Source organism: Marivirga aurantiaca (assembly GCF_016679925.1).
Lineage (GTDB): Bacteria > Bacteroidota > Bacteroidia > Cytophagales > Cyclobacteriaceae > Marivirga > Marivirga aurantiaca.
In genome coordinates this window covers 15,800-41,183 of record NZ_JAEQBW010000017.1, presented here as the reverse complement: position 1 = coordinate 41,183, position 25,384 = coordinate 15,800, and the positions used below count along the sequence as shown (strand labels likewise).

19 protein-coding genes are annotated in these 25,384 nt (G+C 36.7%); 11 read left to right on the top strand and 8 right to left on the bottom strand.

Annotated elements, in window-relative coordinates:
* Positions 1–48: 48 nt before the first annotated feature.
* Positions 49–534 (top strand): hypothetical protein, encoded by a 486-nt coding sequence (locus tag JKA74_RS20155; RefSeq protein ID WP_201433052.1) that lies wholly within the window; start codon positions 49–51, stop codon positions 532–534.
* Positions 535–649: 115 nt separating this feature from the next.
* On the opposite strand, the gene JKA74_RS20150 is transcribed toward JKA74_RS20155, so the two are convergent.
* Positions 650–1,123: a hypothetical protein gene (locus JKA74_RS20150; protein WP_201433064.1), complete on the bottom strand. Its 474-nt coding sequence runs from the start codon at positions 1,121–1,123 to the stop codon at positions 650–652.
* Between the two features lie 543 nt (positions 1,124–1,666).
* Between JKA74_RS20150 and JKA74_RS20145 the strand changes: the two genes are divergently transcribed.
* Positions 1,667–3,358, top strand: coding sequence for a L,D-transpeptidase family protein (locus tag JKA74_RS20145; RefSeq protein WP_201433051.1), 1,692 nt, complete (start codon positions 1,667–1,669; stop codon positions 3,356–3,358).
* A gap of 171 nt (positions 3,359–3,529) precedes the next feature.
* Complete coding sequence (locus tag JKA74_RS20140) at positions 3,530–4,408, top strand: murein L,D-transpeptidase catalytic domain family protein (protein WP_201433050.1); 879 nt, start codon at positions 3,530–3,532, stop codon at positions 4,406–4,408.
* Between the two features lie 74 nt (positions 4,409–4,482).
* Here the strand turns inward: JKA74_RS20140 and JKA74_RS20135 are convergent, their stop codons facing one another.
* From JKA74_RS20135 to gcvP, 3 genes are all read right to left on the bottom strand, one after another.
* Complete coding sequence (locus JKA74_RS20135) at positions 4,483–5,340, bottom strand: acyl-CoA thioester hydrolase/BAAT C-terminal domain-containing protein (RefSeq protein WP_201433049.1); 858 nt, start codon at positions 5,338–5,340, stop codon at positions 4,483–4,485.
* A 76-nt stretch (positions 5,341–5,416) separates the two neighbouring features.
* Positions 5,417–5,941, bottom strand: coding sequence for a Crp/Fnr family transcriptional regulator (locus tag JKA74_RS20130; protein WP_201433048.1), 525 nt, complete (start codon positions 5,939–5,941; stop codon positions 5,417–5,419).
* Positions 5,942–6,159: 218 nt separating this feature from the next.
* Complete coding sequence (gene gcvP / locus JKA74_RS20125) at positions 6,160–9,069, bottom strand: aminomethyl-transferring glycine dehydrogenase (protein WP_201433047.1); 2,910 nt, start codon at positions 9,067–9,069, stop codon at positions 6,160–6,162.
* Between the two features lie 235 nt (positions 9,070–9,304).
* Between gcvP and JKA74_RS20120 the strand changes: the two genes are divergently transcribed.
* Both JKA74_RS20120 and JKA74_RS20115 read left to right on the top strand, forming a co-directional pair.
* Complete coding sequence (locus JKA74_RS20120; protein WP_201433046.1) at positions 9,305–10,774, top strand: M28 family peptidase; 1,470 nt, start codon at positions 9,305–9,307, stop codon at positions 10,772–10,774.
* Between the two features lie 68 nt (positions 10,775–10,842).
* Positions 10,843–11,433, top strand: a complete 591-nt coding sequence (locus JKA74_RS20115; RefSeq protein WP_201433045.1) for a DUF6036 family nucleotidyltransferase — start codon at positions 10,843–10,845, stop codon at positions 11,431–11,433.
* A gap of 54 nt (positions 11,434–11,487) precedes the next feature.
* Here the strand turns inward: JKA74_RS20115 and JKA74_RS20110 are convergent, their stop codons facing one another.
* Positions 11,488–12,804: a DEAD/DEAH box helicase gene (locus tag JKA74_RS20110; protein ID WP_201433044.1), complete on the bottom strand. Its 1,317-nt coding sequence runs from the start codon at positions 12,802–12,804 to the stop codon at positions 11,488–11,490.
* Positions 12,805–12,826: 22 nt separating this feature from the next.
* Here JKA74_RS20110 and JKA74_RS20105 point away from each other — a divergent pair, with 22 nt between their 5' ends.
* Entirely contained in the window at positions 12,827–14,167 is a 1,341-nt protein-coding gene (locus tag JKA74_RS20105; RefSeq protein ID WP_201433043.1) for a dihydroorotase, read from the top strand.
* 345 nt (positions 14,168–14,512) lie between these two features.
* On the opposite strand, the gene JKA74_RS20100 is transcribed toward JKA74_RS20105, so the two are convergent.
* Complete coding sequence (locus tag JKA74_RS20100) at positions 14,513–15,388, bottom strand: NmrA family NAD(P)-binding protein (protein WP_201433042.1); 876 nt, start codon at positions 15,386–15,388, stop codon at positions 14,513–14,515.
* Between the two features lie 200 nt (positions 15,389–15,588).
* Between JKA74_RS20100 and JKA74_RS20095 the strand changes: the two genes are divergently transcribed.
* The 4 genes from JKA74_RS20095 (at position 15,589) to JKA74_RS20080 (ending at position 21,887) form a co-directional block, all read left to right on the top strand.
* Positions 15,589–16,143: a TetR/AcrR family transcriptional regulator gene (locus JKA74_RS20095; RefSeq protein WP_201433041.1), complete on the top strand. Its 555-nt coding sequence runs from the start codon at positions 15,589–15,591 to the stop codon at positions 16,141–16,143.
* A 56-nt stretch (positions 16,144–16,199) separates the two neighbouring features.
* The gene (locus JKA74_RS20090; protein ID WP_201433040.1) at positions 16,200–17,075 is read left to right on the top strand and encodes an alpha/beta hydrolase family protein; all 876 of its coding nucleotides are present in this window, start codon (positions 16,200–16,202) and stop codon (positions 17,073–17,075) included.
* 342 nt (positions 17,076–17,417) lie between these two features.
* A complete protein-coding gene (locus JKA74_RS20085) occupies positions 17,418–18,290 on the top strand; it encodes an ABC transporter ATP-binding protein (protein WP_201433039.1) in 873 nt (290 codons plus the stop codon).
* A gap of 18 nt (positions 18,291–18,308) precedes the next feature.
* Positions 18,309–21,887 carry an ABC transporter permease/M1 family aminopeptidase gene (locus tag JKA74_RS20080; protein WP_201433038.1) on the top strand — a complete coding sequence of 1,193 codons (3,579 nt, stop codon included), beginning with the start codon at positions 18,309–18,311 and terminating at the stop codon, positions 21,885–21,887.
* Between the two features lie 93 nt (positions 21,888–21,980).
* Here the strand turns inward: JKA74_RS20080 and JKA74_RS20075 are convergent, their stop codons facing one another.
* Entirely contained in the window at positions 21,981–22,736 is a 756-nt protein-coding gene (locus tag JKA74_RS20075; RefSeq protein ID WP_201433037.1) for a hypothetical protein, read from the bottom strand.
* 347 nt (positions 22,737–23,083) lie between these two features.
* Here JKA74_RS20075 and JKA74_RS20070 point away from each other — a divergent pair, with 347 nt between their 5' ends.
* Positions 23,084–24,406 (top strand): HTTM domain-containing protein, encoded by a 1,323-nt coding sequence (locus JKA74_RS20070; RefSeq protein WP_236587978.1) that lies wholly within the window; start codon positions 23,084–23,086, stop codon positions 24,404–24,406.
* Positions 24,407–24,415: 9 nt separating this feature from the next.
* On the opposite strand, the gene JKA74_RS20065 is transcribed toward JKA74_RS20070, so the two are convergent.
* Positions 24,416–24,997, bottom strand: a complete 582-nt coding sequence (locus JKA74_RS20065) for an LOG family protein (RefSeq protein ID WP_201433036.1) — start codon at positions 24,995–24,997, stop codon at positions 24,416–24,418.
* Between the last annotated feature and the right edge of the window lie 387 nt (positions 24,998–25,384).

Sequence of the window (25,384 nt, the reverse complement as noted above, 5' to 3'; positions counted from 1 at the left end):
AAATCATGTAACTATTGTGAATTTATATCAGGATAATATTATTGTATTATGAAATATGGCTTAGTAGTTTTTGTATTTACGATTCTCTTCTCAAATGTCGTTCAGGCGCAAAGTGATGTTCCACTTATCGAAAGGAAGAAAGAATTCTTACAGAACCAATATTATATTCTGGGAGAAAATGTACCCTTAAGGAAAGTAGTAAAAATAATGCTACCTCATACAGACGCACATAAGTTAATCAGATCTTCCCGTAGGCTTAATTTTTTGGCTGCCACAACTGCAGGGCTTGGTTTAAGTGCAATAGCATCTCAATTGGTTAGTTTGGAAGATAATAGGGGCTTTAATTTTGCTATTGGAGGCCTGGGAGCAGGTCTGTTTTTAGGCGCAGTGGGAATTAGCATCAAGGCTGATAAAAGGGCTGATCTGGCAATTGAATTATATAACAGTCGAAAACTTATTAGTAAAAAAGTTTATAGAAACCATCTTGGAATGGTGTTCAACAGTAGGGGAATTGGAATTAATTGGACCTTTTGATCTACTTTTCTATCAGGACTAATAAAGAATATATAGAAGAGTAAGAAGGCTAATGTTAACACTGATAGAAATTGTTACATTGATTCTGTGTCAAAAGTGTTCTGCAAAGGATAAGCTACTTTAGCTTTCCCATTAAAATGTTATAATCATACTGCAAATCTTCTTCCAACGTGCTGATAGTTTTATTAATAGCCATAATTTGTCTTTCATATATGTTTTTAAGGGTAGCATTTTGATAGATAGGAGGCTGTATTGCTTTCATTTTGGAACTGAAGTAAATCAACAGTTCTATCTCGATGGATTTTTTTTGAGTGTAACGAATGTATTTTTTGGTGTTTCTCAAGATTTTACGGATGCTTTTCTTCATCCAGTAGTAATTGCTGGTATTGATTCCCCCGAATTGTAAATCAATTTCTGATTTTACAGCTTCAATATATGCATCATCGTCAGAAGATTCATAGAGTAAATAGGTGAGTAGTTCTTTATTTTCTTTCTTGAACTTTGCCAGCCTTAAACATAGCTCCATCAACTCTTCAGGAGAGCGATCTTTCAGCTCTTTTTTTATTTCACTAATGGTGGCTGCTTTCATGTGTATAAGTTCATTGTCAATGGTCACCCCGAAATAGTCGGGGCAGGCTATGGAATTCAATAAATTTTATTCATCCTCGGTTGGTATATTAAGGATTCTAAAATTTATGCTCACTTCATGTCTTAATTAAAATTATTTGGAATAAAGGTAAGCTGAAATAGCTTGTTTTACCATGAGAATTGCTATTTCCCTTTTGGGTAATTTTGATAGTAACGTAAGGGAACTATAATATTTATTCATAAGTTTTAGTAACCAATGTAGTTACTTTCAGTACAATTAAATGTAACAACTTCTTTACCTGGGTTCGATTTTAAATTTGGGTTAAAAACCCATTTGAACGTAGAACTCAGGTTATTACGAATAGCCTTTCAGGAAGTGATACATGATTTTTTTATGAAGGTTCGGAAACCACTTACCTGCCGTTTTCCCTAAAAGAAGGCAGATGGACACTAAATGCCATTAATTAAATAATTATTTAGCAAGACCGAGCTATTTTTCATGTAAAAGATTGTAAGTGGCAATCTTTTGAAAACAGCAACATACGTGAACTTAAGATTTTTTATCGCATTTTACTTCTTACTTTATCTATTAACAGGCTGTGATAATAACAGTGGAACCGGCAATCAATCTAAAATAACCAAGGATTCGGAAGCTATAAGTTTAGCAGATACGACTCCTTCATTTTTTGAAAAAACAGTGGTTTTAGATACTGCGAGACAGGAGGAAATCTCCAGTAAAGTCTCTGATTTCTACCGAAAAAATGGAGGTAAAACCCGATGGTTTTATGCAACAAAGAAAACTTCACTATTTACTTCATTAGTTGATGTTTTAAGTGCTGCTGAAGATTACGGACTCGATCCAGCCTTGTACCGACTTAATCATTTGAAAGATGAAGCAGAAAGCATTTATAATGAAGAGAAGACCGACACAAGAAGAATTTCGAAATTGGACAGAGACGCAACTGCTTCTTTTATATTGTTCATTACACATCTCAAGAAAGGGAGAATTGCAAACCCCGGTAGAAAAGAATGGATTTGGTTGAAAGATGAGGTCAATGGATTTGCGATCCCGCAACTTCTTGAAATTAATGATCAGTCATCATTAAATAAATTATTAGATACCTTGCAGCCTCGTCACTCTTTTTATGTCAATCTCAGAGATCAATTAAAAAAATTGAACCATAGTGAGCCAAGGGAAATCATTGAATTCAGTATGAAAAATCTGGATGATTTTGAAATTGGTTATGAAGATGAAAACGTAAAATATATCAGAAATAACCTTAATCAATGGGGTATTGAAACAGAAATGGGAGCAGGTGCCAGCCAGGTTGATAGTACTTTAATTGAAAAAATAAAAGATTTTCAGCGGTCCTTTAGCATTAAAGTGGACGGACTGCCCGGGACAAATACTTTGAAATACCTAAATATGGGGGATGAAGAGTTGAAAAAGTTGATTGCATTAAACCTGGAAAGAATGCGTTGGCTTCCGGAAGATATGGAGGGAGATATGGTTTTAGTAAATGTGCCGGAATTTAAGTTGAGGGCATATAAAGGAGGAGAACTACAATTGAAAATGAAAGTAATTGTAGGAGAAGAATATAATGCCACGCCAATTTTTAGTGATACTTTGAAGTACATTGAGTTTGGCCCTACCTGGACAGTTCCTCAAAGTATTATAAAAGAAGAAATGATCCCAAAACTCAAAGAAGACCCGGGCTATTACATTGACAGGGATTTCAAAGTTTATGAAAATGAGGAAGAAGTGGACCCCTATCTGGTTAACTGGGAGAGTGATAGCATTGAAGAAAAATATTTTAAGGTTGTTCAACAACCGAGCACCTCTAATGCATTGGGTTTAGTGAAGTTTATCATGCCCAATAGTCTGGCTATCTATTTACATGATACCCCTGAGAGCTATTTGTTTGATGAAAAAGAAAGGACTTTTAGCCATGGTTGTATCAGATTGGAATATCCTCAGGAATTCGCTTATTTTTTATTAAGGGATCAGGGCGATTGGGACAAGGATAAAATCAGTAAAATGATGGTTGAAGGGGAGACTGAAAAAGTTTATCTGGAAAAACCATATCATGTCCAGATTGCTTATTTAACTACATGGGTGGATAAGAACGGAGCGCTTAAAATATTTGAAGATATTTATGGGTTTGATGAAATTCAACTAAAGAAACTGGAAGAGTTATCGAAATATGCCAAAAGTATTGACAATGAATATTCATGAGTGATTAAAAACCATGATGGTGAGGTTTTGCAGAGTATATACTTTGGTAATCCGGAACTATTTTTACTCAAATTTGATTGAAGGTGGTGAAGTAGGATTACTTGATGCCTCTCTATTTTTCAATAGTAGAAGTGCATATTTTTAAAAGTAAAAATTTCAAATTCAATATCAATGCTCAAAAGATTTTTTACTCTCTTATTAACTATCCCTTTCTTTCTGAATTTTACAGCATGCTCCGAAAAACCAGATGAAGCTACCAGAATAGAATCCGAGGAAGAAAAATTAATTCATGCCGAAATAGATTCATTAACTCAACTAAGACCCCATCCTAAGGATATGGTGGAGGTAGATTCAATTCGAAAGAAAGAAGCATATGAGCTTTCTTTTTTTAACTCTCTGGATAGTTTTGAAGACTCAGTAAAATCCCTCTATCATCAATTGATCAAGAAGAATCCTGATGTGAAATTGGATTTCAAACCTTTTAGATATGCCCTGATAGGATATTATTCACTGAAGCAAGATGAAAGACTTAATGACAAGAATATTGTTTCGATCATAGATTTCACCAAGAGCAGTTGCGATAAAAGGTTTTATACTATTGATTTGGATCAGTTGGATTTTATGTTCTATTCTCTTGTAAGTCACGGAAGGAACACCGGGGAAGATATGGCTAGAACATTTTCGAATGAACGTTCATCCAATTCTAGCAGTCTTGGTTTTTATGTAACCGGAGGCACATATACTGGAATAAACGGTTATAGTATGCGATTAATGGGAGACGAAGTAGGCTGGAATGACAATATGTTTAAAAGAGCAGTTGTAATGCATGAAGCTTCTTATGTAAGTGATGATTTTGTGAAAAGATATGGAAGACTTGGCCGTAGCTATGGTTGTCCGGCACTACCAAAAGGTTTAAGTCGGACAGTGATAGACACTATTAAAAATAAAACAGTCATTTTCGCGTATTATAATGATGATAGTTACCTGAATGCATCAAAATATTTGGATGTGAAGCAGTTGATTGATGAATTTCAATCTGAGCAAGGGTAGTTATTCAGAGATGTTATTTTATGGCGAATGAGGAGATTTGGAAATAAATCATCTTTCCAAATCTCCTTTCTTGCTTACAATGATTCCTTAAAATGTTTGTTGAGGAAGTCGAAAATGCGGTTAAAATGTTTTCGAGGTTCTGTATGCCCACCCTGTACCGGAATATGCTCATAATAATACCCAAAATTTTCTTTTTTTAATGTTTGTATAATATCCTCTGACATTTCAGTAGATGGCCACATTTCATCCTCAGTAGCTGAAACCAGTAGGATAGAACCTTGAATGTTTTCCACGGCTATTTTTGCTTTTTCTACAGCTTCTTCGTTTTCTAACATAATAGAAAAAGCACTATGTAAATCATGCTTGAGAGCTGCAGGTACTGCCGCCCACGGCATAGGTACATAAGGAATTTCTTCTCCGTTAAAAGTCCATGAGGAGGTGGAAGCACTCATATTGTTGGCCGGAAAAGATACATGGCTGGGTACAATGCCAATTATTGCTCCATAGTCCGGATATCTGCTTGCAAGGTTCAAAGCAAGTTCAGCACCTTTTGAGCCGCCAATTAAAGCTATCTTTTGTTGGTTGATTTTAGGATGAAGGGCTATTTGCATGATCGAATCATGAATGGCATTAAGTGAAATCCTATCAAGTTCCGCAGGAATGTTTTCAATACCGAAATAACCAATTGCTAAAAAGGAATAACCCTGGTTAAGGAATTCATTACGGATATCTTTCCAGTAATCACTATCCCATGCATTTCCTCCTTCTCCACCACCAAATCCTACGACTAATGGCTGGTTTTCACCTTCTCCTAAGTACAACCTTGTTTGAATTTCACCATGATTTTCTGAAATAGGGGGAGTATATAATACCAGAAATAAGAATAGTGTGCCAAGAACCACTATGAGGCCAATCAATAATTTTTTCAACATTGGAATTTATTTTAAGTCTACGATGTCCAAAAGTATTGCTAATAAATTCTATTTCTTTTGATTTAAATCAAAAAGATTATCTTTTTGCCCGAACCCTGCTTAATGTTTCCTGACTAATTCCTAAATAGGAAGCAATCATACCCAGAGGAATGCGATGGTTAACGTCATGGTAGGTTTGGCAAAAGTGCTCATACTTTTCCCGGGCAGTTGTAAATCGTAAGGAAGTGATTCGTTCTATCAAATGGCCAAAAAGAGTGCCCATTGATAACCTTGAGTAGCGCTCCATTTCGGGGTAGTGGTCAAAGAGGAAAAGCAGGTCATTTACATCTAAACAATATACATCAGTATTTTCTATGGCATCAATGTAATATATATCTTTCTTCCTTTGCATGAAGCTCCGAGGCGAATTGATCCATTCTCCTTCGCTACAGAAATATTCACTAATTTCTTTGCCATCTTTCAAAAAATAAGTCCTTAAAATTCCATCTTGAATAAAGTAGCTCTTAGTACAGATTAAATCAGCATTATGTACAAGTTCTCCCTTTTTGAATTGTTCAAAACGAATTCTTTTGGAGATATCTTCTTTTAAAGATTCAGACAAGTCAATATAATTTTCAAAGTGTTTAAAAAATAATTGGTGCTTTTCGATAATGTAATGGGTTTATGTATTTTTCAATTCCTGCAATTAATACAACATGGTTAAGATTTTCTTCAAGCTTGCCATGATGTTATCTTGTTGACCATAATTTACAAAAAAAAGCCACTCAAAAGATATAGAAACTTTTAAAGTGGCTTTAATATAATTAATAATGCTTTTGCTTACGCCATTGCTTCTTCCTCATTTTCATATTCAGAAACAGGGATACAGCTACACATTAAGTTTCTGTCACCATAAGCACTATCAATTCGGCTCACACTAGGCCAAAACTTATTGGCTTTCACATAGGCCAAAGGAAATACCGCTTTTTCTCTGCTATAAGGGAGGTCCCAATTCTCTGCCAAAGCAACAGACATAGTGTGCGGGGCATTTTTCAATACGTTGTTTTGTGGATCAGCCAAACCATCTGCTACTTCCTGAATTTCTTTTCTAATAGAAATCATGGCATCACAGAATTTGTCCAACTCTGTTTTAGTCTCACTTTCAGTAGGCTCAATCATCATAGTACCAGGTACCGGAAAAGAAACAGTTGGTGAATGATAGCCATAATCCATCAAACGCTTAGCAATATCCTCTACTTCTATACCAAATTCCTTGAAAGATCGGCAGTCGATAATCATTTCATGTGCTGAGCGTCCTTTTTTATTTGTGTATAGCACAGGGAAGTGATTGGCTAATCGCGCTTTGATATAGTTGGTATTTAAAATGGCCAATTGAGTGGCTTCTTTCAAACCTTCGGCTCCCATTAGGCAAATATAGGCATAACTGATGGCCAGAATACTTGCGCTTCCCCATGGTGCAGACGAAATAGAAGAAATAGAATTGTCACCACCAGTAGGAATTAATGGATTACCTGGCAAGAATTTCTTCAGGTGTTCTGCCACACAAATTGGTCCCATACCAGGTCCACCGCCTCCATGTGGTATACAAAAAGTTTTATGCAAGTTCAGGTGACAAACATCGGCACCAATATTGGCAGGTGAAGTTAACCCTACTTGTGCATTCATATTGGCACCATCCATATAAACCTGGCCCCCATTTTGGTGGATGATTTCGCAAATCTCCTGGATTTCTTCCTCAAACACTCCGTGAGTGGATGGGTAGGTAACCATTAATCCTGAAAGATTCTCTTTATGCTTTTCCGCTTTGGTTTTTAAATCAACTAAATCAATGTTTCCATTATCGTCACACTTTACAATTACTACTTCCATGCCAGCCATTACTGCACTTGCAGGATTGGTACCATGTGCGGAAGAAGGAATGATTGTAACATTACGTTGGTTGTCACCTCTGCTTAAGTGGTAAGCTCTTATTACCATTAAGCCTGCGTATTCTCCCTGAGCGCCCGAATTCGGTTGCAAGGAAGTTGCTGCAAATCCAGTGATTTCCGTTAGCATGTTTTCCAGTTTAATAAACATCTCCCTGTAGCCTAATGCTTGCTCTTTTGGAGCATAAGGGTGGATATGTCCTAATTCAGGCCATGTAACCGGAATCATTTCAGTTGTAGCATTCAGCTTCATTGTACATGAGCCCAATGAAATCATGGAATGCACCAAAGAAAGGTCTTTGTTTTCCAATTTCTTAATGTAACGCAACATCTCATGTTCTGCAAAATAACTATTGAAAACAGGATGTTCCAGATAGGCGCTTTTTCTGACGAAGTTTTTTGGCCAGTCCAACTCAAGGGAATTGGCTTTTTCTTCTATTCTGTAAAGTGAAGCATCTTCATCAAGCACTAATGCAAAAATTTCCAGTAATTCACTCACATCTGCAATTCTTGTGGTCTCATTTAAGGCAATGGATACTGTTTTGTCCCCACTAAAATTAAGGTTGATTTTATGCTCAAGTGTTAATGAGTGAAGCATTTCCCTTAATTTTTCTGATTCCAACTCTATACTGATGGTGTCAAAATAATTTTTATTAAGTACCTGATAACCGAGTGATTCCAGGCCTTGGGCCAATAATTTCACTAAAGAATGTGTACGGATGGCAATTTTCTTCAACCCGGTTGGTCCATGATAAACGGCATACATTCCTGCCATCACAGCTAATAAAACCTGGGCTGTACAAATATTGGAAGTGGCCTTCTCTCTCTTGATATGCTGTTCTCTGGTCTGTAAAGCCATTCTGTAAGCTTTGTTTCCGGCTTTATCTATAGAAACTCCTATGATCCTGCCGGGAATTTGTCTTTTATAAGCTTCCCTGGTGGCAAAAAAAGCAGCATGAGGGCCACCATATCCCATCGGGATACCAAACCTTTGGGAGGTACCTACCACGCAATCAGCACCTAATTCTCCGGGAGGGGTTAGTAAAGTCAGGGATAACAAATCAGCTCCTATAGTAGAGAAAATTTCATTTTCCTGTGCAGCTTCCAGAATAGGTTTTAGATCAATGATATCCCCTTGTCTATTAATTTGCTGAGTGTATAAACCAAATATAGTTGGGTCAGTTACATCAATATCGGTGATTTTTCCTACTTTCAATTCAATACCAATAGGAATAGCCCTCGTCTTAAGCACATCCAATGTTTGTGGGAAAATGTTTTCATCTACATAAAATACATGTGCGTTTTTCTTCTTGCCTTTTCGCATACCGTAGAACATGCTCATTCCTTCAGCTGCTGCAGTTCCTTCATCCAACAAGGAAGCATTGGCAAGTTCCATTCCCGTCAGATCTGTTACCATAGTTTGGAAGTTGATAAGTGCCTCCAACCTGCCTTGGGCTATTTCAGCCTGGTAAGGAGTGTAAGCAGTATACCATCCGGGATTTTCCATGATATTTCTCAGAATTACACCGGGAACATGTGTATTGTAATATCCTAAACCAATGTAGGAACGATAAATTTGATTCTTAGAAGCCATTTTTTTGAACGACTCAAGGAATTCAAATTCTGTTTGTGCAGCAGGTAAATTCAAGTCCTGTTTCAACCTGATGTTCTTAGGAATGGTTTCTTCAATCAAATGTTCCAGGGAATCGGCTTTGACCATTTCCAGCATCTCTTTTATTTGCTGTTTATCCGGTGCATTATGCCTCACATCAAATCTTTCTTGGTAACGAGGGTTTAATTTCATAAGTATTGTATTAATTTTCACATGTTATATGGGATTTGCAAAAATATGATGCATTTTAGGTTTTTAAATTTAAAATAGCTTTAAATGTTTGTTCACCCCATATTTGAAGATAACTTTTGTAAAATTGTATGATATTCAGGCTTCTGAATGATGCCACAAAAGTACAATATATTTGATAGTATATTTGTTCAGATTACAGTAAAATTTAAATTATTTATCCTTTAAACCTTTTATCATGAATAAGTTTTTAATTCTTTGTTTCGGATGCTTTTGCTTCTCCTATCTGTCTTATTCTCAAGTGAATGAGTCTGTAGCCAGAAAATATGCAACCACTATTACTGATGCAGATTTAACCCGGCATTTAACTATCCTTGCTTCAGACTCGCTAGAGGGGCGTGAAACAGGTAAAAAGGGGCAGAAAATGGCAGCTGATTATATAAAAAAGCATTTTGAAGAAATTGGATTGAGTGCACCGGTTGAAGGAGATTCTTATTACCAAAAATTTAACCTATACCAAACCAAAAGAGGTCATTCTGAATTAATATTTGATAATGATACGCTAAAGAACCTTGAAGAAATGGTTTATTGGTCCAACAATCCAATGGAGAGATCAAAAGTGGAAATTGTTTATATAAATGAAGCCAGCAAAGAAGATTTGGCTCAGCTCTCAGTGAAAGATAAGTTTGTAATGTTTCAGGCTAAAGGACAATTTACTCCAATATTGGAGCAATTGGAAAGTGAAGGAGCCAAAGGAGCTGTAGTTTTGGCTGACGACAGTGCAAAGATGAATATGGTGATTCGATATGGTCAATATTATGCCGCACATGGCTCTACTTCCAGGAAAAAGCCTTCCCATAAAGGTTTGGTAAGTTTAGTGACCTACCTTGAGGTAGCAGAAAAAATATACGGTAAACCTCTCGATAATTTGAAGATTGGTGATAAGGCGACAGTTGAGTTGTATGGTGAAGTGAATGTAAATGTTATAGAAACTGAAAATGTACTGGGCTTTTTGGAAGGTGGTGAGAAGAAAGATGAAATTCTGGTATTGACTGCCCATTATGATCATGAAGGGATTAAAAATGGTGAAATTTACAATGGTGCTGATGATGATGCCTCCGGAACAACAGCTGTAATGGAAATAGCCGAGGCTTTTGCATTGGCCAAAAAAGATGGATATACACCAAGAAGAAGTATATTGTTTATGCCAGTAACAGGAGAGGAAAAAGGGCTTTTGGGCTCTGCTTATTATGCAGAAAACCCGGTTTTCCCCTTGGAGCAAACAATTGCCAACTTGAATATTGATATGATAGGACGTGTAGATTCCGTGCATAAAGAAAACAGGGAATTTGTTTATTTAATTGGTTCTAATAGAATTTCAACCGAACTGCATGAGATCAGTGAAAGTATCAATTCCAACTATACCAAGCTGGATTTAGATTATACTTACAATGCAGAAGACCATCCGGATAGAATTTATTACAGATCTGATCATTGGAACTTTGCCAAAAATGGAGTGCCAATCATATTTTATTTTAATGGTACGCACAAGGATTATCACAAACCGACTGATACAGTTGATAAAATAGAATTTGATCTCTTGAAAAAAAGGACCGATTTAGTTTTTTACACCGCATGGGAATTGGCTAACAGAGAGGGAAGACCATTGGTGGATGAGGTGGAAGAGGAAGTTGAAATAAAGGAATAGAAAGTGTGAACTCCGGTAAGTTGCAATGAAAGTTGTTTAAATATTGTTAATGGGAAAAATATGCTATTATGGCTGTTAAAACAAATATCGATAACTTAAAGCAGTTTACCGGATTAACTCGATTTGCTTCTAAAATATATAGGGCCAATAAGAGAAATGAACCAAAAGACTTTATGGATATTCATAGTGAAGAAGTTCTCGGGTTATTAAAAAGTCTGTTTGAAAATAAAGTGGAATATATATTGGTAGGAGGCGTAGCAACTGTTTTTCATGGACATATACGAACAACTGGCGACATCGATTTATGGGTAAAGGAAGAGCCTGAAAATAAAAAGCGTTTAGTAAAAGCACTTGTTCAAGTAGATGTTCCTGCTGCAGAAAGTTACTTTAAAGTTCCATTGATTCCAGGATGGAGCAGTTTGACAATAGGCGATTCAGGTTTTACTGCTGATTTTATGGGATATACTTCGTTATTTAAGAAGGAGGATTTTGAAGAAGTTTATCAAAGGTCATATCAAAGCGAGATAGAGGGTATTCCTATCAGAGTTATTCACATCAATGATCTTATTTTGGAGAAGAAAAATTTAGGTCGGCATAAAGACTTGGATGATGTTGAGAATCTGGAGAAAATACGTGATCAAAATAATATGAAATCTTAGATATTTCAAGACTCCAAAATCCACAATTTAAGAAGCGTCTAATCTTAGACCTCACTATCTCTTCCTTCTCTTATCTTTAGGCTTTTTGCCAGTGCCACCTTTTTTTCCTTTGGCAGCATGAGGGTTCTTTTTTTCATGGAAAGCACCTTTGAAATCAGGATCTTCAATTCTTTTTTGTCTGTCAATTTCCATGTCAATGGCTTGTCGCTCTTCGGGTAAAGTAGCCTCTATTGTTACTTCTTTCGGTAACTTCCTCACCGGAATTTTCATCCGGATCAGCTCTTCAATTTTTCCAATATTATAAACCTCAGCGGCATTCACGAAAGTGATGGCTACTCCTTTATGTTGCACCCGGCCTGTTCTGCCTACCCGGTGTACGTAATCTTCGTTTTTATTAGGTACATCAAAATTGATTACATGGCTCACTTCGTGAATATCAATTCCTCTGGCAGTGACATCTGTAGAAACCAATATCCTGATATTTCCCTCGCTAAATTCTTTAACAGAGTTAATCCTGGTGGATTGCCCTTTATTGGCATGGATTACTCTTACACTGTCAGTTACCTTTCTTTCAATAAAATGAAAAACATTATCAGCTGTTTTTTTAGTGCTCACAAAAATGATCACCCGTCCCAGTTTTTCATTGAGCAATAAATGTTGCAATAAGTTGATTTTAGTAAGGAAGTTGGGTACATGGTAAAGGTGTTGCTTGACCAGATCCGTGGTAGTAGCCTGGGGCGTTACCTCCACTTTTTCAGGAAAATCAGTAAATTCGTAAGCGTACTTCTCCACTTTTTCAGGAAAGGTGGCTGAGAAAAACAGGTTCTGTTTTTTCATGGGTAAAATTTCCAGCACATTTCTGATCTGAGGCATAAAACCCATATCCATCATTTTGTCGGCTTCATCAAGTATAAATGTTTTAATATGCTTGGTATTGAGCACACCCATTTGATAAATGTCCAATAGCCTGCCTGGTGTAGCCACCAATAAATCACAACCTGCAGCTACTTCTTCAGCTTGTTTTTTGGCACCAATACCACCATATAGGCAGACGGCTCTTAAATCAGTATATTTTCCCAGTTCTTTCAGGTTTTCATATACCTGCATCACTAATTCACGAGTCGGGGCTATGACTAAAGCTCTCGGAGCATCACCTTGTGCATACTTTAATTTCATCAGAAGAGGCAAAACGAAAGCAGCTGTTTTACCCGTTCCGGTTTGTGCTATCCCTATTACATCATGTCCGTTTAATATCAAAGGGATTGCTTTTTGCTGAATGGGACTGGGTTTTTCGTAGCCCAGATCATCAATTGCATTGAATAATTGCTTGTTTAGTTTAAATTCCTGAAATGATGAGATATCTTGCGACATGAACCGATGATTATTGAATATTATGAAAAAGCTACTGATTATAAATGCAAAGATAGTGAATGATGGGCAGATTGAGTCAAAAGATGTTCTTGTTAAGAATGGTCGATTCGAGAAAATTGCTAACCAGATAGGTTCAGATGAAGCTGATGAAGTAATTGATGCCAAAGGAAAATATTTATTTCCCGGATTAATTGATGACCAGGTACATTTTAGAGAGCCCGGTCTTACGCATAAAGCGAATATATTTACTGAATCTCGTGCTGCAGTAGCCGGTGGGGTTACTTCATTTATGGAAATGCCGAATACAGTTCCCAATGCATTGACTCAGGAATTACTGGAAGATAAATATCAAATTGCGGCTAAAAATAGTTTAGCGAATTACTCATTTTTTATGGGAGCGAGCAATGATAATATTGAGGAGGTGCTGAAAACTAATCCTAAAAATGTTTGCGGGGTAAAAGTATTTATGGGAAGCTCTACAGGGAATATGCTGGTAGACAATGAGCAGACTTTGAATAATATTTTCTCAAAAGTGCCCATGTTAATTGCAACACATTGCGAAGATGAAGCGACTATCCGAGCCAATACGGAAAAGTATCAGTCTCAATATGGTGAGGAAGTTCCTATTGAGATGCATCCTAAAATCAGAAGTGAAGAAGCTTGTTACCTTTCCTCATCTCTTGCTGTACAATTAGCTAAACAACATGGCTCACGACTGCATGTACTCCATATTTCTACTGCCAAAGAGCTTTCCCTTTTTGATAATTCCATCCCCTTGGAGCAAAAGAAAATTACAGCAGAAGCCTGCATTCATCATCTTTGGTTTTCAGAAGAAGATTATCACGAAAAAGGAACATTTATTAAATGGAATCCTGCGGTAAAAACTGCTCATGACAGGGAGGAAATTATGAAAGCGGTTCTGGATGGCAGAATAGATGTGATCGCTACAGATCATGCACCTCATACCTTTGCCGAAAAACAGAACTCTTATTTTAAAGCGCCATCAGGTGGTCCGCTGGTGCAACATAGTTTGTTGGCTTTATTGGATTTCTACCATCAGGGGAAAATCTCATTGGAGCAAATAGCTCAAAAGGCAGCGCATAATCCTGCCATTCTTTTCCATGTGAAGGAGAGAGGCTTTATAAGGGAGAGCTACCATGCTGATTTTGTTTTGGTTGACTTAGAGAGAAATTATACTGTTTCAAAAGAAAATATTCTTTCTAAATGCGGATGGTCCCCTTTTGAAGGACACAGCTTTCAATCGACTATTGATTCTACTTATGTGAATGGAAGATTAGTTTATAACAAAGAAGGGATTCTTGAAGGGGAAAGCGGAGAGAGATTATGGTTTGAGCAGTCTTAAATAAGAGATTGATGGAAAACTTCTCTAAGTGAATGGAGAGAAATTTTCCATCACCTAATAATCTGAGTTCGATTGCTATAAAATGCCGTCCCCGCTAAGGCGGGGCAGGCTATGCCGGAAAATTAAGACTTACCTTTCCATAGGTCTTAATTTATCCGGTATCTCAGGCTAAATATTAATGAGATCACGGATACCGCTGTGGCGGCACAAGTTAATTTTCTTTTTTTTGAAAATGTAATCCCGATCGGGACCGAGATAGCCAGTCCCGCAACAGCGGGAACGTCCTAATGTAGTTTTAGGTAAATTTTTAAAATCAAATTCAGGCTAATAAGCAATGTATCAAATTCAGGCTTTCAATAATGCGTTTTTATGTTCCTTTATAAACTCAGTAAAAGATTTTGGCTTTTGGCCTGTGAGTTTGTAAATCCATCCAGTAGTTTGAGGAGTTTGCTGAAAGCGGGGTAAATAATGGAGCATAATCATTACCAGGATAAATCCCCCGGGTATTCCCTCTTTTCTTTTTTGAAGGTAAAACCTTAATAAATTAGGGGAAATAAATCTGATTTCTCTGCCGACTCCTTTAGAGATTTTTGCTGCCATTTCTGTAAAACTCAGTTGTTCCTCATTGGTGAGTTCATAAGCTTTATTTACATGTTGCTCAGGATAAATTATGATGGGAACAGCAGCTTTCCCTACATCATCCACATCAATCAGGGTGAATTTTGCTTTTCCGGCCGGTAGAAATATTATCTGTTTTTCAATGATGTCTTTCTTGAGAGTAGTAGTAAAATTCTGCATAAAGTAGGCTGGTCTCAAAAATGTGTAAGGTATTCCACTTTCCACAATCAGCTTTTCTATTTTATGATGGGGAATGATACTGCTTTTCTCTACTCCCTGTACCGAAAGAAATATGATGTGATTAATACCTTGTATTTTAGCTTCTTCAATAATAGGTTCAAAGTACTTTTTTACTTCCGATATTTGCGGAGGCCTTAATAGGAATAAGCTATCGCAACCAGCCAGAGCCTGAGCAAAAGTATCCGGTTTTTCAAAATCAAATAAAGTAGGGGAAATATGCTCAGAGGCAGGAAATGTGCTTTTTATTTCTTCGGCTTTTCTTGCCCCGGCTTTAATGGAGATAGATTCACTGGCTTTTAATAAATGATGAATGACTGCTTTACCGATATTGCCTGTAGCCCCGGTTACTAATATAGTTCTCATGGATTTTACCTCAAAATGTACACATTTCAACAATCTATTGCAGATGCTTACTTTTTGATTTTAGTATAACCACTACTGCTAATAGTCCATTGTTTGATAAGTCAATATACCGTTTTTAAAAATAAAAGTTTTGGTAAGAATTTCATCAAACTTTTCAAAATCAATAAATCTTTGTAATTTACATACCAAACGTTTAGTAAATGCCGCTACAGAAAATTACACCTGAGGAAATCCTTTATAAAAGTATTAAAGTCTTTCGCAGACGAGGTTACTATCGTACGAAAATGAGTGATCTGGCAAAAGAGGTGGGATTAACTAAAGGAACATTCTATCATCATTTTGAGAGCAAAGAGGATGTAATGCGCAAAGCTTTAATGGCTTCCATCCAATGGTTTGAAACCAGCTTATTTAGCATTGCATTTGAGCCTCAATTATCAAGCAAAGAGAAGTTAGAAAAAATGTCTGAAAAAGCCTTTAAAGCCTTTACCGATAATGAGGGAGGATGCATTTTTGCTAATACCATTCTTGAAACAGCTCATGTGGAGGATACTTTTATTAAGGAAATATTAAGATTTTTCGAACTTTGGAAACAGGCTTTGATGGAAGTTTTTAAGGAAAAATACAGTAATGATCAATTAACGGATGTTGTGCAACAAATCATTGGAGATATTGAAGGATCTATCATAATAATGCAGTTGCATAAAGATAATTTGTACTTAAAAAGAGCTTTAAATAGGAGTATTGAGATGCTATAAAATTTATAAATTAACATACCAAACGTTTGGTATATTTAAGATTTTAATAAATGAATATGATTACGAAAAGAAATTTTTCAGTGGAGTGTGAGGATGGATTTGTATTGAAAGGAATGCTTTTAATTCCTGAGTCTCCCAAAGCTATCATTCAATTTAATGGTGGGACAGGTGCTAAGAAAGAGTTTTATTTACCCTTTGTAAAATACCTGGCTGAAAATGATTACGTATGTTGTCTCTGGGATTATCGGGGTTCAGGAGATTCAGATGTAGAGGATTTATCAAAATGTGAATTCAGTTTTTTGGATTACGGTATAAAAGATATGCCCGCTATTAAAAAATACCTTGAATCAGAATTTCCTGAACTTCCTTTCATGTTTTTCGGGCATAGTGTGGGTGGTCAGCAAATAGGGTTTATTAATAAATTAGAGAACGTAAAAGGGATGGTTAATTTTGCAGTTTCAACAGGATATTTGCCCTATATGCCACTCGGGTTTAGACTTAAATCATTTTTCCTTTTCTACATATTTACACCACTTAGCAGCTTTTTTACCGGCTACGTAAATGCCTCCAGGTTTGGGATTATGGAAGATTTACCTACAAATGTGGTTAAAGAATGGCGGTCATGGTGCTCCCAAAAGAGTTACTTTTTCGATTCTGAATTTTACGGAAAATCGGTGTCAACTGGGAATTTTGCCAATTATAACTTTCCTATTCATGTGTTTTGGGCTACAGATGACCCTATTTCCAACAAAAAATCTGTGCCTGCCTATTGGAGTAATGTAAGTAGCGCAAAAGGGATTGATTTCACTAAATTGACCCCAGCAGAAATTAATAAAATGTCAATAGGTCATTTTGGTTTTTTTAAAAAAAGAATGAAAGAGAAGTTATGGCCTTCGGTAGTTCAGAAATTTGATCAGTTTCTTGAGATTTAATTCCACTATATTTTATTAGGTTCAATTGGTGATGAAATAAACGCTAAGCTTTAGCCCGTGCTTGGTTAGTTTTTTATTATGCTCGGAAACATACCGATTAATTTACCCTACTAATTTCCTATCTGTCAATAAGGAAGGCTTAATAAAGTTGAATGATATAATTCACGTTTTATAATTCTCGCAGATAGGAATGCAACTTTTGCCTGCTTTTATACATCTGCCTAGAGACAATTAAATTTTTTTACTTTTATTGTAATAAAAATCTCAGTCTTAGCTACTAAATAAGTAGGTATTGGCTAAGCCTTTACTTCATTTATCATTTACCAAACAAAACAATCATCTATGCAACTAATCATTAAAAATCTGAATAAGCAGTATGGAAACGGTGTCCATGCTTTGAATAATGTAGACCTTACAATCGATAAGGGAATGTTTGGACTACTTGGACCTAACGGAGCCGGTAAATCCTCCCTGATGCGTACTTTGGCCACCCTGCAAAATGCAGATAGTGGAACCGCCACTTTGGGCGATATTGACGTGTTAAATAACAAGGATGAGGTAAGGAAAGTATTGGGCTATCTTCCGCAGGAGTTTGGGGTTTATCCTCGTACTTCAGCTACTGATTTGCTGCATCATCTGGCTATTTTGAAAGGGTTTGACAAAAGTAATGAGCGGAAAGAAATGGTAAACTACCTGCTTCAAAAGGTGAATTTATTTGAGCATCGAAAGAAAGCCGTAAGTAGTTATTCAGGAGGTATGCGTCAAAGATTTGGAATTGCTCAATGCCTGATAGGAAGTCCTAAATTGGTAATTGTAGATGAGCCAACAGCTGGTTTGGATCCCGGGGAAAGAAATAGGTTTTATAATATTTTGAGTGAAATAGGGGAGCAAACTATTGTAATTCTTTCAACCCATATTGTTCAGGACGTACGTGAATTATGCACCAATATGGCCATTATGGATAAAGGCAAAGTGCTTTATTCAGGAACAACTGATGAAGCTTTGCTCCAGATAAAGGACAGGGTTTATGAGAAAAGTGTGAACAAAGATGAATTGCCTCAATATCAATCCGAATTCAAAGTAATCAGCAACAAATTGGTAGGAGGTAAACCGCAAATTCATGTGTACTCTGAAACGCCTCTTAATAGCGGATTTACTCAGGCTGAGGAAACCCTGGAAGATGTTTTCTTTGCCAAATTAAATGAGCTAGTCTAAACCAGTAAATTCAAAATTATGTGGAAGTTTATTAAACATGAATGGAATCATTGGTTAAGATCACCAATGCTTTGGATCTTTTTTTTCATTATCACCTTATTAGTTTTTCTGGCTGTTTCACTGGATCAGGTACAAATTGGAGGGGGTATAGGAAACATCTATAAAAACGCTCCTTATGTTATACAATCCTATTATGGGATTATGTCGCTCATGTGCCTGCTTATGACTACGGCATTTATGAATGCTACAGCCAACAGGGATTTCAGTACCGGCATGCATCAATTTGTTTTTTCGTCACCCATCAAAAAGAGTCATTACTTCTTCGGGAAATTTTTGGGGACTTTACCGATAGCTATTATTCCGCTTTTAGGAGTATCGGTGGGTGCTTTGTTAGGCCCATTAATGCCTTGGGTGGAGGTTGAACGATATGGCCCTGTTATCTGGAGTGGCCATATACAAGGCATCCTTACTTTTGCTTTGCCTAATACTATTATTGCCGGTGTTTTGCTTTATTCTTTGGCAGTTGTTTTCAGAAGTAATATTGTGTCTTTTGTAGGAGCCATGCTAATCCTGGTTTTTTATGTGGTGAGCCAGGGGTTTACTTCAGATTTAGAAAAAGAATGGTTGGCTAATATTTTGGATCCCTTTGGTTTTCAGCCTTTAGAAACCCTCAGTAAATATAAAACAATAGAAGAACAGAACTCAACTGCCACACCTTTAATAGGGCAATTGTTAATTAACAGGTTGGTTTGGGTTGGCTTAAGTATTTTGCTCTTATTTGGTATGTATACACGCTTTTCATTTAATACCAGAAATGAAAAAGTAAGCAAGAAGAAATTGAAAGTACAAGAAGAAGCAATTCCTCAGGGTGGCGGATTAAAGTCTTTCAGTGCTCCGAAAGGAAATGGTTTTTCATTCAATGCGCTATGGCATATGATTGTTTTTGAAACTAAGGCAATTGTTAAAAACCAGACCTTTATTATTATAGTCATTATTGGGTTGATAAATTTAATTGCCAGTCTTACCAGCTTTTCAGGAGGATACGGTACAGTAAGATATCCTGTTACTTATGATGTGATTGATACCATCCGCGGAGCATTTTATTTGTTCATTATCGGAATCATTACCTTCTATTCAGGAGTACTGGTTTGGAAGGAAAGAGATGCCAAAATAAGTGAAATACAAGATGCCACGCCTTCAAGAACAGGGATGTTATTTAGCTCGAAGCTGGTAGCTATGATTTTCAGTCTGTTTTTAGTGTTGTCATTCACTATTTTGGTAGGTGTTATTACCCAGGGGCTGTATGGTTATACCCGTTTTGAGTTGGGGGTTTACGTTAAGTCTCTATTGGTATTGGATATGTTCCAGTTTGCTTTTCTGGTTGTTATCTCTTTGCTTTTCCATTACCTGATTAATAACAGGTATATAGCCTATTTTGCTTTTGTAGCTTTTATCATTGTTAATTCATTTATCTGGTCAGTTTTAGAACTGAACTCTAATATGCTGGAGTTCGGAGGGACTCCTTCAGGCAGGTACTCAGATATGAACGGCTTTGGTCCTTTTGTACCAGGTTTAATTTTGTTTAATATTTATTGGACTTTGTTTTGCCTGATTTTATGCATGGCTATCTATGCCTTTTATGTAAGAGGTAAGGAAACAGGATTTAAAATCCGTTCTCAATTTGCCCTGCAAAGAATCAAAAAAAGAGGAGTGGTTTTAAGTGTAATGATAGTAGCCTTTTTGCTGTGTGCCGGCTTTGTATATTATAATACAGAGATTTTGAACACCTATGTTTCTTCCAAGGAAATGGAAAGAAGACAAAAAGAGTATGAATTAAGCTATAAACAATATGAAGGGATTGCTCAGCCAAGATGGGTAAGTTTGGATTATCAAATAGATATCTTTCCATATCAACGGGATTTGTATACGCGAATCAAAGGAACGATTGTGAATAAATCTGGTGAAAGCATCAATGAATTCCATTTCTCCATGCCTGTTTTACCTGATTCTATGGAAATTGAAATTCCCAATGCCACTTTGAAATTGGATGACAAAAAGTTGAATTACAGAATCTATACTTTAGAGAAACCCATGCAAGCCGGAGATACGATGGAATTAGAGATAGCTTTTAATAAGATCACTAAAGGTTTCGAAAACAGTGTTTCTTTTACTTCTTTAACTCAAAACGGTACGTTTTTCAACAACGGTGACCTCTTACCTACTTTTGGTTATTTAAGGAATTATGAGATATCAGATAAAAACAAAAGGGCAAAATTAGATTTACCTAAGCGATTGAGACTTCCTAAATTGGATGAGTCGGATACTGCAAGCCGAAAAAACCCTTATATTTCTGAAGATGCCGATTGGGTAGATGTTCATACTGTCATCAGCACTGCATCAGACCAAATTGCAGTAGCTCCCGGAAGTTTATTAAAAGAATGGGAAAAAGATGGAAGGAAATATTATGAATATCAATTGGATCAAAAATCTCTTAACTTCTATTCATTTATTTCTGCAAGATATGAAGTAGCCAGGGAAAAATGGAATGATGTAGATCTTGAAGTGTATTATATCAAAGGCCATGAATATAATGTGCCGAATATGCTTAGCAGTATGAGGAGATCCCTGGAATACTATACGAGTAATTTCGGGCCTTATTATCATAAGCAATGTAGAATTATTGAGTTTCCACGATATGCTGGATTTGCGCAGGCATTTCCGGGCACCATGCCTTATAGTGAGGGAATTGGTTTTATTGCCGATCTCAGAGATGTGACTAAAGATGATATCGATTTGGTATATTATGTAGTGGCACACGAAATGGGGCATCAATACTGGGCGCATCAATTAATTGGGCCGGGGATGAGAGGTTCAGAAATGATGAGCGAATCATTTGCCCAATATTCTGCCTTAATGGTTATGGAAGAAGAGTATGGCAGAGATAAGATGAAGAAATTTCTTCGGTATGAGATGAATAGTTATCTTAATGGTAGAAGCGGAGAATTTGAAGCGGAAAGGCCCATTATGGAAACAGAAAACCAAGGGTACATCCATTACGGAAAAGGCTCTGTAGTGATGTATTATCTGAAAGAAATGATTGGTGAAGACAGTGTGAATAAGGCTTTGCAAAAACTCCTGGTGGATCATGCTTACAAAGACCCTTTATATCCTACTTCTATTTCAGCAGTAAAGGCTTTTCGGGAAGTAACACCAGACAGTTTGCAGTATGTGATTGATGATCTATTCGAAAATATCACTTTGTTTTCCAACAGAGTAATTGAGAGCAAATATGTTAAAAGGGGAGATGAATATGAGGTGACTTTAACTACTTTTTCTGAAAAGTTCCACGCAGACTCCCTGGGGAAACAAACTGATGTGCCTTTGGCTGATTACATTGATATTGGGGTTTTTGCTAAAACGGAATCTTCCAAGAATTTAGGAGAGCCTTTGGTATACGAAAGGAGAAAAATTACTCAGGCAGAAAACACTTTTAAATTTGTGGTAAAGGAAGCTCCTTACGAAGCGGGTATTGATCCTTATAATTACCTGATTGATAGAATGCCAGAAGACAATGTGAAAAAAATAACTGAAGAATAAGAGCTAAGGTTATATTCAATCAGTTATATTCAATCATCAATTTAGAAAGACAGCTGAGGATTCCTTCGGCTGTCTTTTTTTTGACCAATATTACTATTCATCAAATCCAGGTCTGATGAATTTTTCCGCATCAGGAAACTCCACTTGAATGAGCCTTTGTAATTTTTGTAATAAAACTAAAACAGAAAGGATTCCATCTTCTGCTTCGGGTATTTTTTCTAGCAACATTCCCCAGGCAGCAACAGACCTTTCTATACCGATGAGGGTTATTTTGGCAGTGCCATTATAGGATCGCTCTTCCGGAGGGAATTCCTCCTCCATATCTTTGTCCAACCGTTCCATTGCCAGCCTCTGGCATTTGGCGGGAAGAAAGTACATATACCATTTTATCACATCCAGTCCATCCTTTAGCTGTTGAATGTTTTCAGTGGTCTTTTTATCAATTCCCAACTCTAGGTTCCGGAGTTCTGATTGTAACTTGTCACGGATAAAGCCCAAACCGATTTCCTGATTAGCCAATTTATAATACTCAAGGCCAATGGCAGAAATAGGGTGAGCTTCCGCTTCTGCCCATTGTTGTTCACTTTCATTTTGTATTTCGTCCCATTCTTCCTGAGGAATATTATCTAAATTAATTCCTTTCTCTATAGCTACATCCTTTAGTAAATCTAAAGTTCTGGACAATTGCTCTCCAATTTTTGGCCAAAATTCAGGATCATTATCTTTGCCGTCCTTATTGAGGATTTCCAGTTCCTGCTTTCCAACAGCACATCTTTTAATAAACGGACATTTCTCACACCATCTATCGCACCAGTTATGTATTCCCGGAATAATTTGATTTGCGGACATGTTTTCTTTATTAAAACCTGTTGTATTCAGAACTTTGAACAGTTAAATTCTGATAAAGTTAGTATGGATTATGAAAAGATGAAATTTATATGGATGCTAAAGAATAAATTATACGAATGTTTGTCATTTGATCCTTATGTCCAGGTAGTTACGAATGATTCTCGTGTAATTGCCTAATAGGCTCTATTTAATCCGAACGGATCTTAGTATTATTGAATCATAAAGTTCCATCCTATGTATGGGATTAATAACAACTTCTACTTATTAAAAAGAAAAACTGTTTCTCAGGAAAAACCATACTTTTGTAAAGTGGTAATGATTGGCATTTTCAAAAAATTTAATAATACATGGGGAAATTAGAGAAAAGTCTCTTTCAAGCTGTAGATAACAGTTTCCTGGTTATTTTCAGGACTATTTTCGGTTTCCTGATCACAGCGGAGGCATGGGGTGCTATCATGACAGGTTGGGTACGCAGGGCTTTTATTGATCCTGTGATGACTTTTCCATTCATTGATTTTTCCTGGCTTCATCCTTTGCCGGGGAATGGTATGTATTTCTACTTTTTCATTATGGGCTGCTTTGGAGTGATGGTGATGTTAGGTTATAAATACAGGCTGGCCATTGGAAGCTATACTCTAATGTGGTCTTTGGTTTACTTTATGCAGAAGACGAATTACAACAACCATTATTACCTTTTGGTGCTACTTTGTTTTCTGATGTGTTTCGTACCTGCCAATCGCGCCTTTTCCCTGGATGCTAAATATAAACCTGAACTAAAGTCCTCTACATGTCCTAATTGGTGTAGATTATTATTTATTTTGCAGATAGGTATTGTTTATACCTATGCCGGTATAGCTAAACTAAATATTGACTGGCTCACTGCGGAATCAATCAGAATGCTATTACTGGCAAAGAAAAATCTTTGGTTAGTGGGCGATTTACTTCAGGAAAGGTGGGCTCATTACTTCATTGCTTATGGAGGAGTAATGTTTGACCTATTTATAACGCCACTGCTATTATGGAAATCCACACGGAAATGGGCTTTCATCACTTCTATATTTTTTCATTTATTCAATTCAGCTGTTTTTCAGGTAGGGATATTTCCTTTTATGGGTATAGCTATGTGTATTTTCTTTTTTGATCCGGTCACCATCCGCAGGATATTCTTTAAAAGCAGAATAGAAAAAACAAACATGCTTGTTTACCCTGTGAACAGGCCATTATTGGCAGCTCTCATGGTGTGGGTGCTTATCCAACTTGTTTTGCCTTCAAGGCATTGGCTTTATGACAGCAATGTGCATTGGAGTGAAGAGGGGCACAGGCTATCGTGGCGAATGATGTTGCGTAGCAAAAGTGGCCATGTCAATTTTAAGGTAGTAAATCCTGCAAATGATAGCACGGAAATGGTGGATAAATCCAAATACCTCACTTTTAAGCAGCAGCGTGTAATTGCCACGCGGCCGGATATGTGTTGGCAATTTGTGCAGGTGCTTAAAAAAGACTATGCTGAACGAGGATGGTCTGATGCGGAAATTTACGCCAATGGAAAAGTTCGATTGAATAACGGATTACGTCAGCCTTTATACGATCCTGAAAGAAATCTGGCTAAAGTGGAATGGTATCGGTTTCGTAAATCTGACTGGTTATTGCCAATGGAGGAGGATAAGTAAGAGGTACTGTTATGTGTTTTCTTCCTGAATCCATTTCCCAACATTAGGAGCTACATAGCTATCCATTTTTTGTAACAAATCATCAATATTTTCGCTCACTAACAACATCTTTTGATTGATCTCTTTTAGAAAGCCTTTATCAACCATTGATTGGATCATTTCAATGAGAGAGTCATAAAATCCATCGAAGTTTAATAAAGCAATTGGTTTTTGATGAAGCCCTAATTGTGCCCAGGTGAGCATTTCAAATAGTTCTTCCAAAGTTCCAAAACCCCCGGGAAGGGCAATCACCCCATCACATAATTCATTCATTTTGGTTTTTCTTTCGTGCATACTTTCAACCAATATGAGCTCAGTAAGATCTTCATGAGCAATTTCTTTTGATCTTAAAAAAGTGGGAAGTACCCCTATTACTCTTCCGCCATTGTTTAAAACACCTTCTGCCACAGAACCCATAAGTCCAACTTTAGCCCCACCGTACACCAGTCCAATGTTTTGGACGGCAAGGGTTTTGCCCAACAAGTTGGCTTGTGACATAAACTTCAAATCGATTCCCGGGCTTGAGGCACAGAATACAGTGATGTTTCTCATTATTTATCTAATTTATTGCTAAAGTAATTATTGAAATCCCCTGTCAGCAGACATAAGGATGAGTAAAACGGTGTAGCATTTTTGTCAAAATTACTATAAAATACTGATAACCACCCATAGGCTGCTTTTTGAAGACCATATAGGTAAAATAAGATCAAGAGGACCAGGTGCTCATAAAATTAATAAACTAAAATACTATAACCCTAAATCTACTGAAAAACTTTCAATAAAGTAGGTTTTAATTATACATAGGTTATTGTCTTTGATGGGTACTATAGCCTGGCTTCCACATCTGCCGCTTTATGTCCCAATATAAGTAAAACGCAGGAGAAAAATAGGAAAATAGAACACATAAATATCATTATTAGAAGTGATCATAGTTAGTGT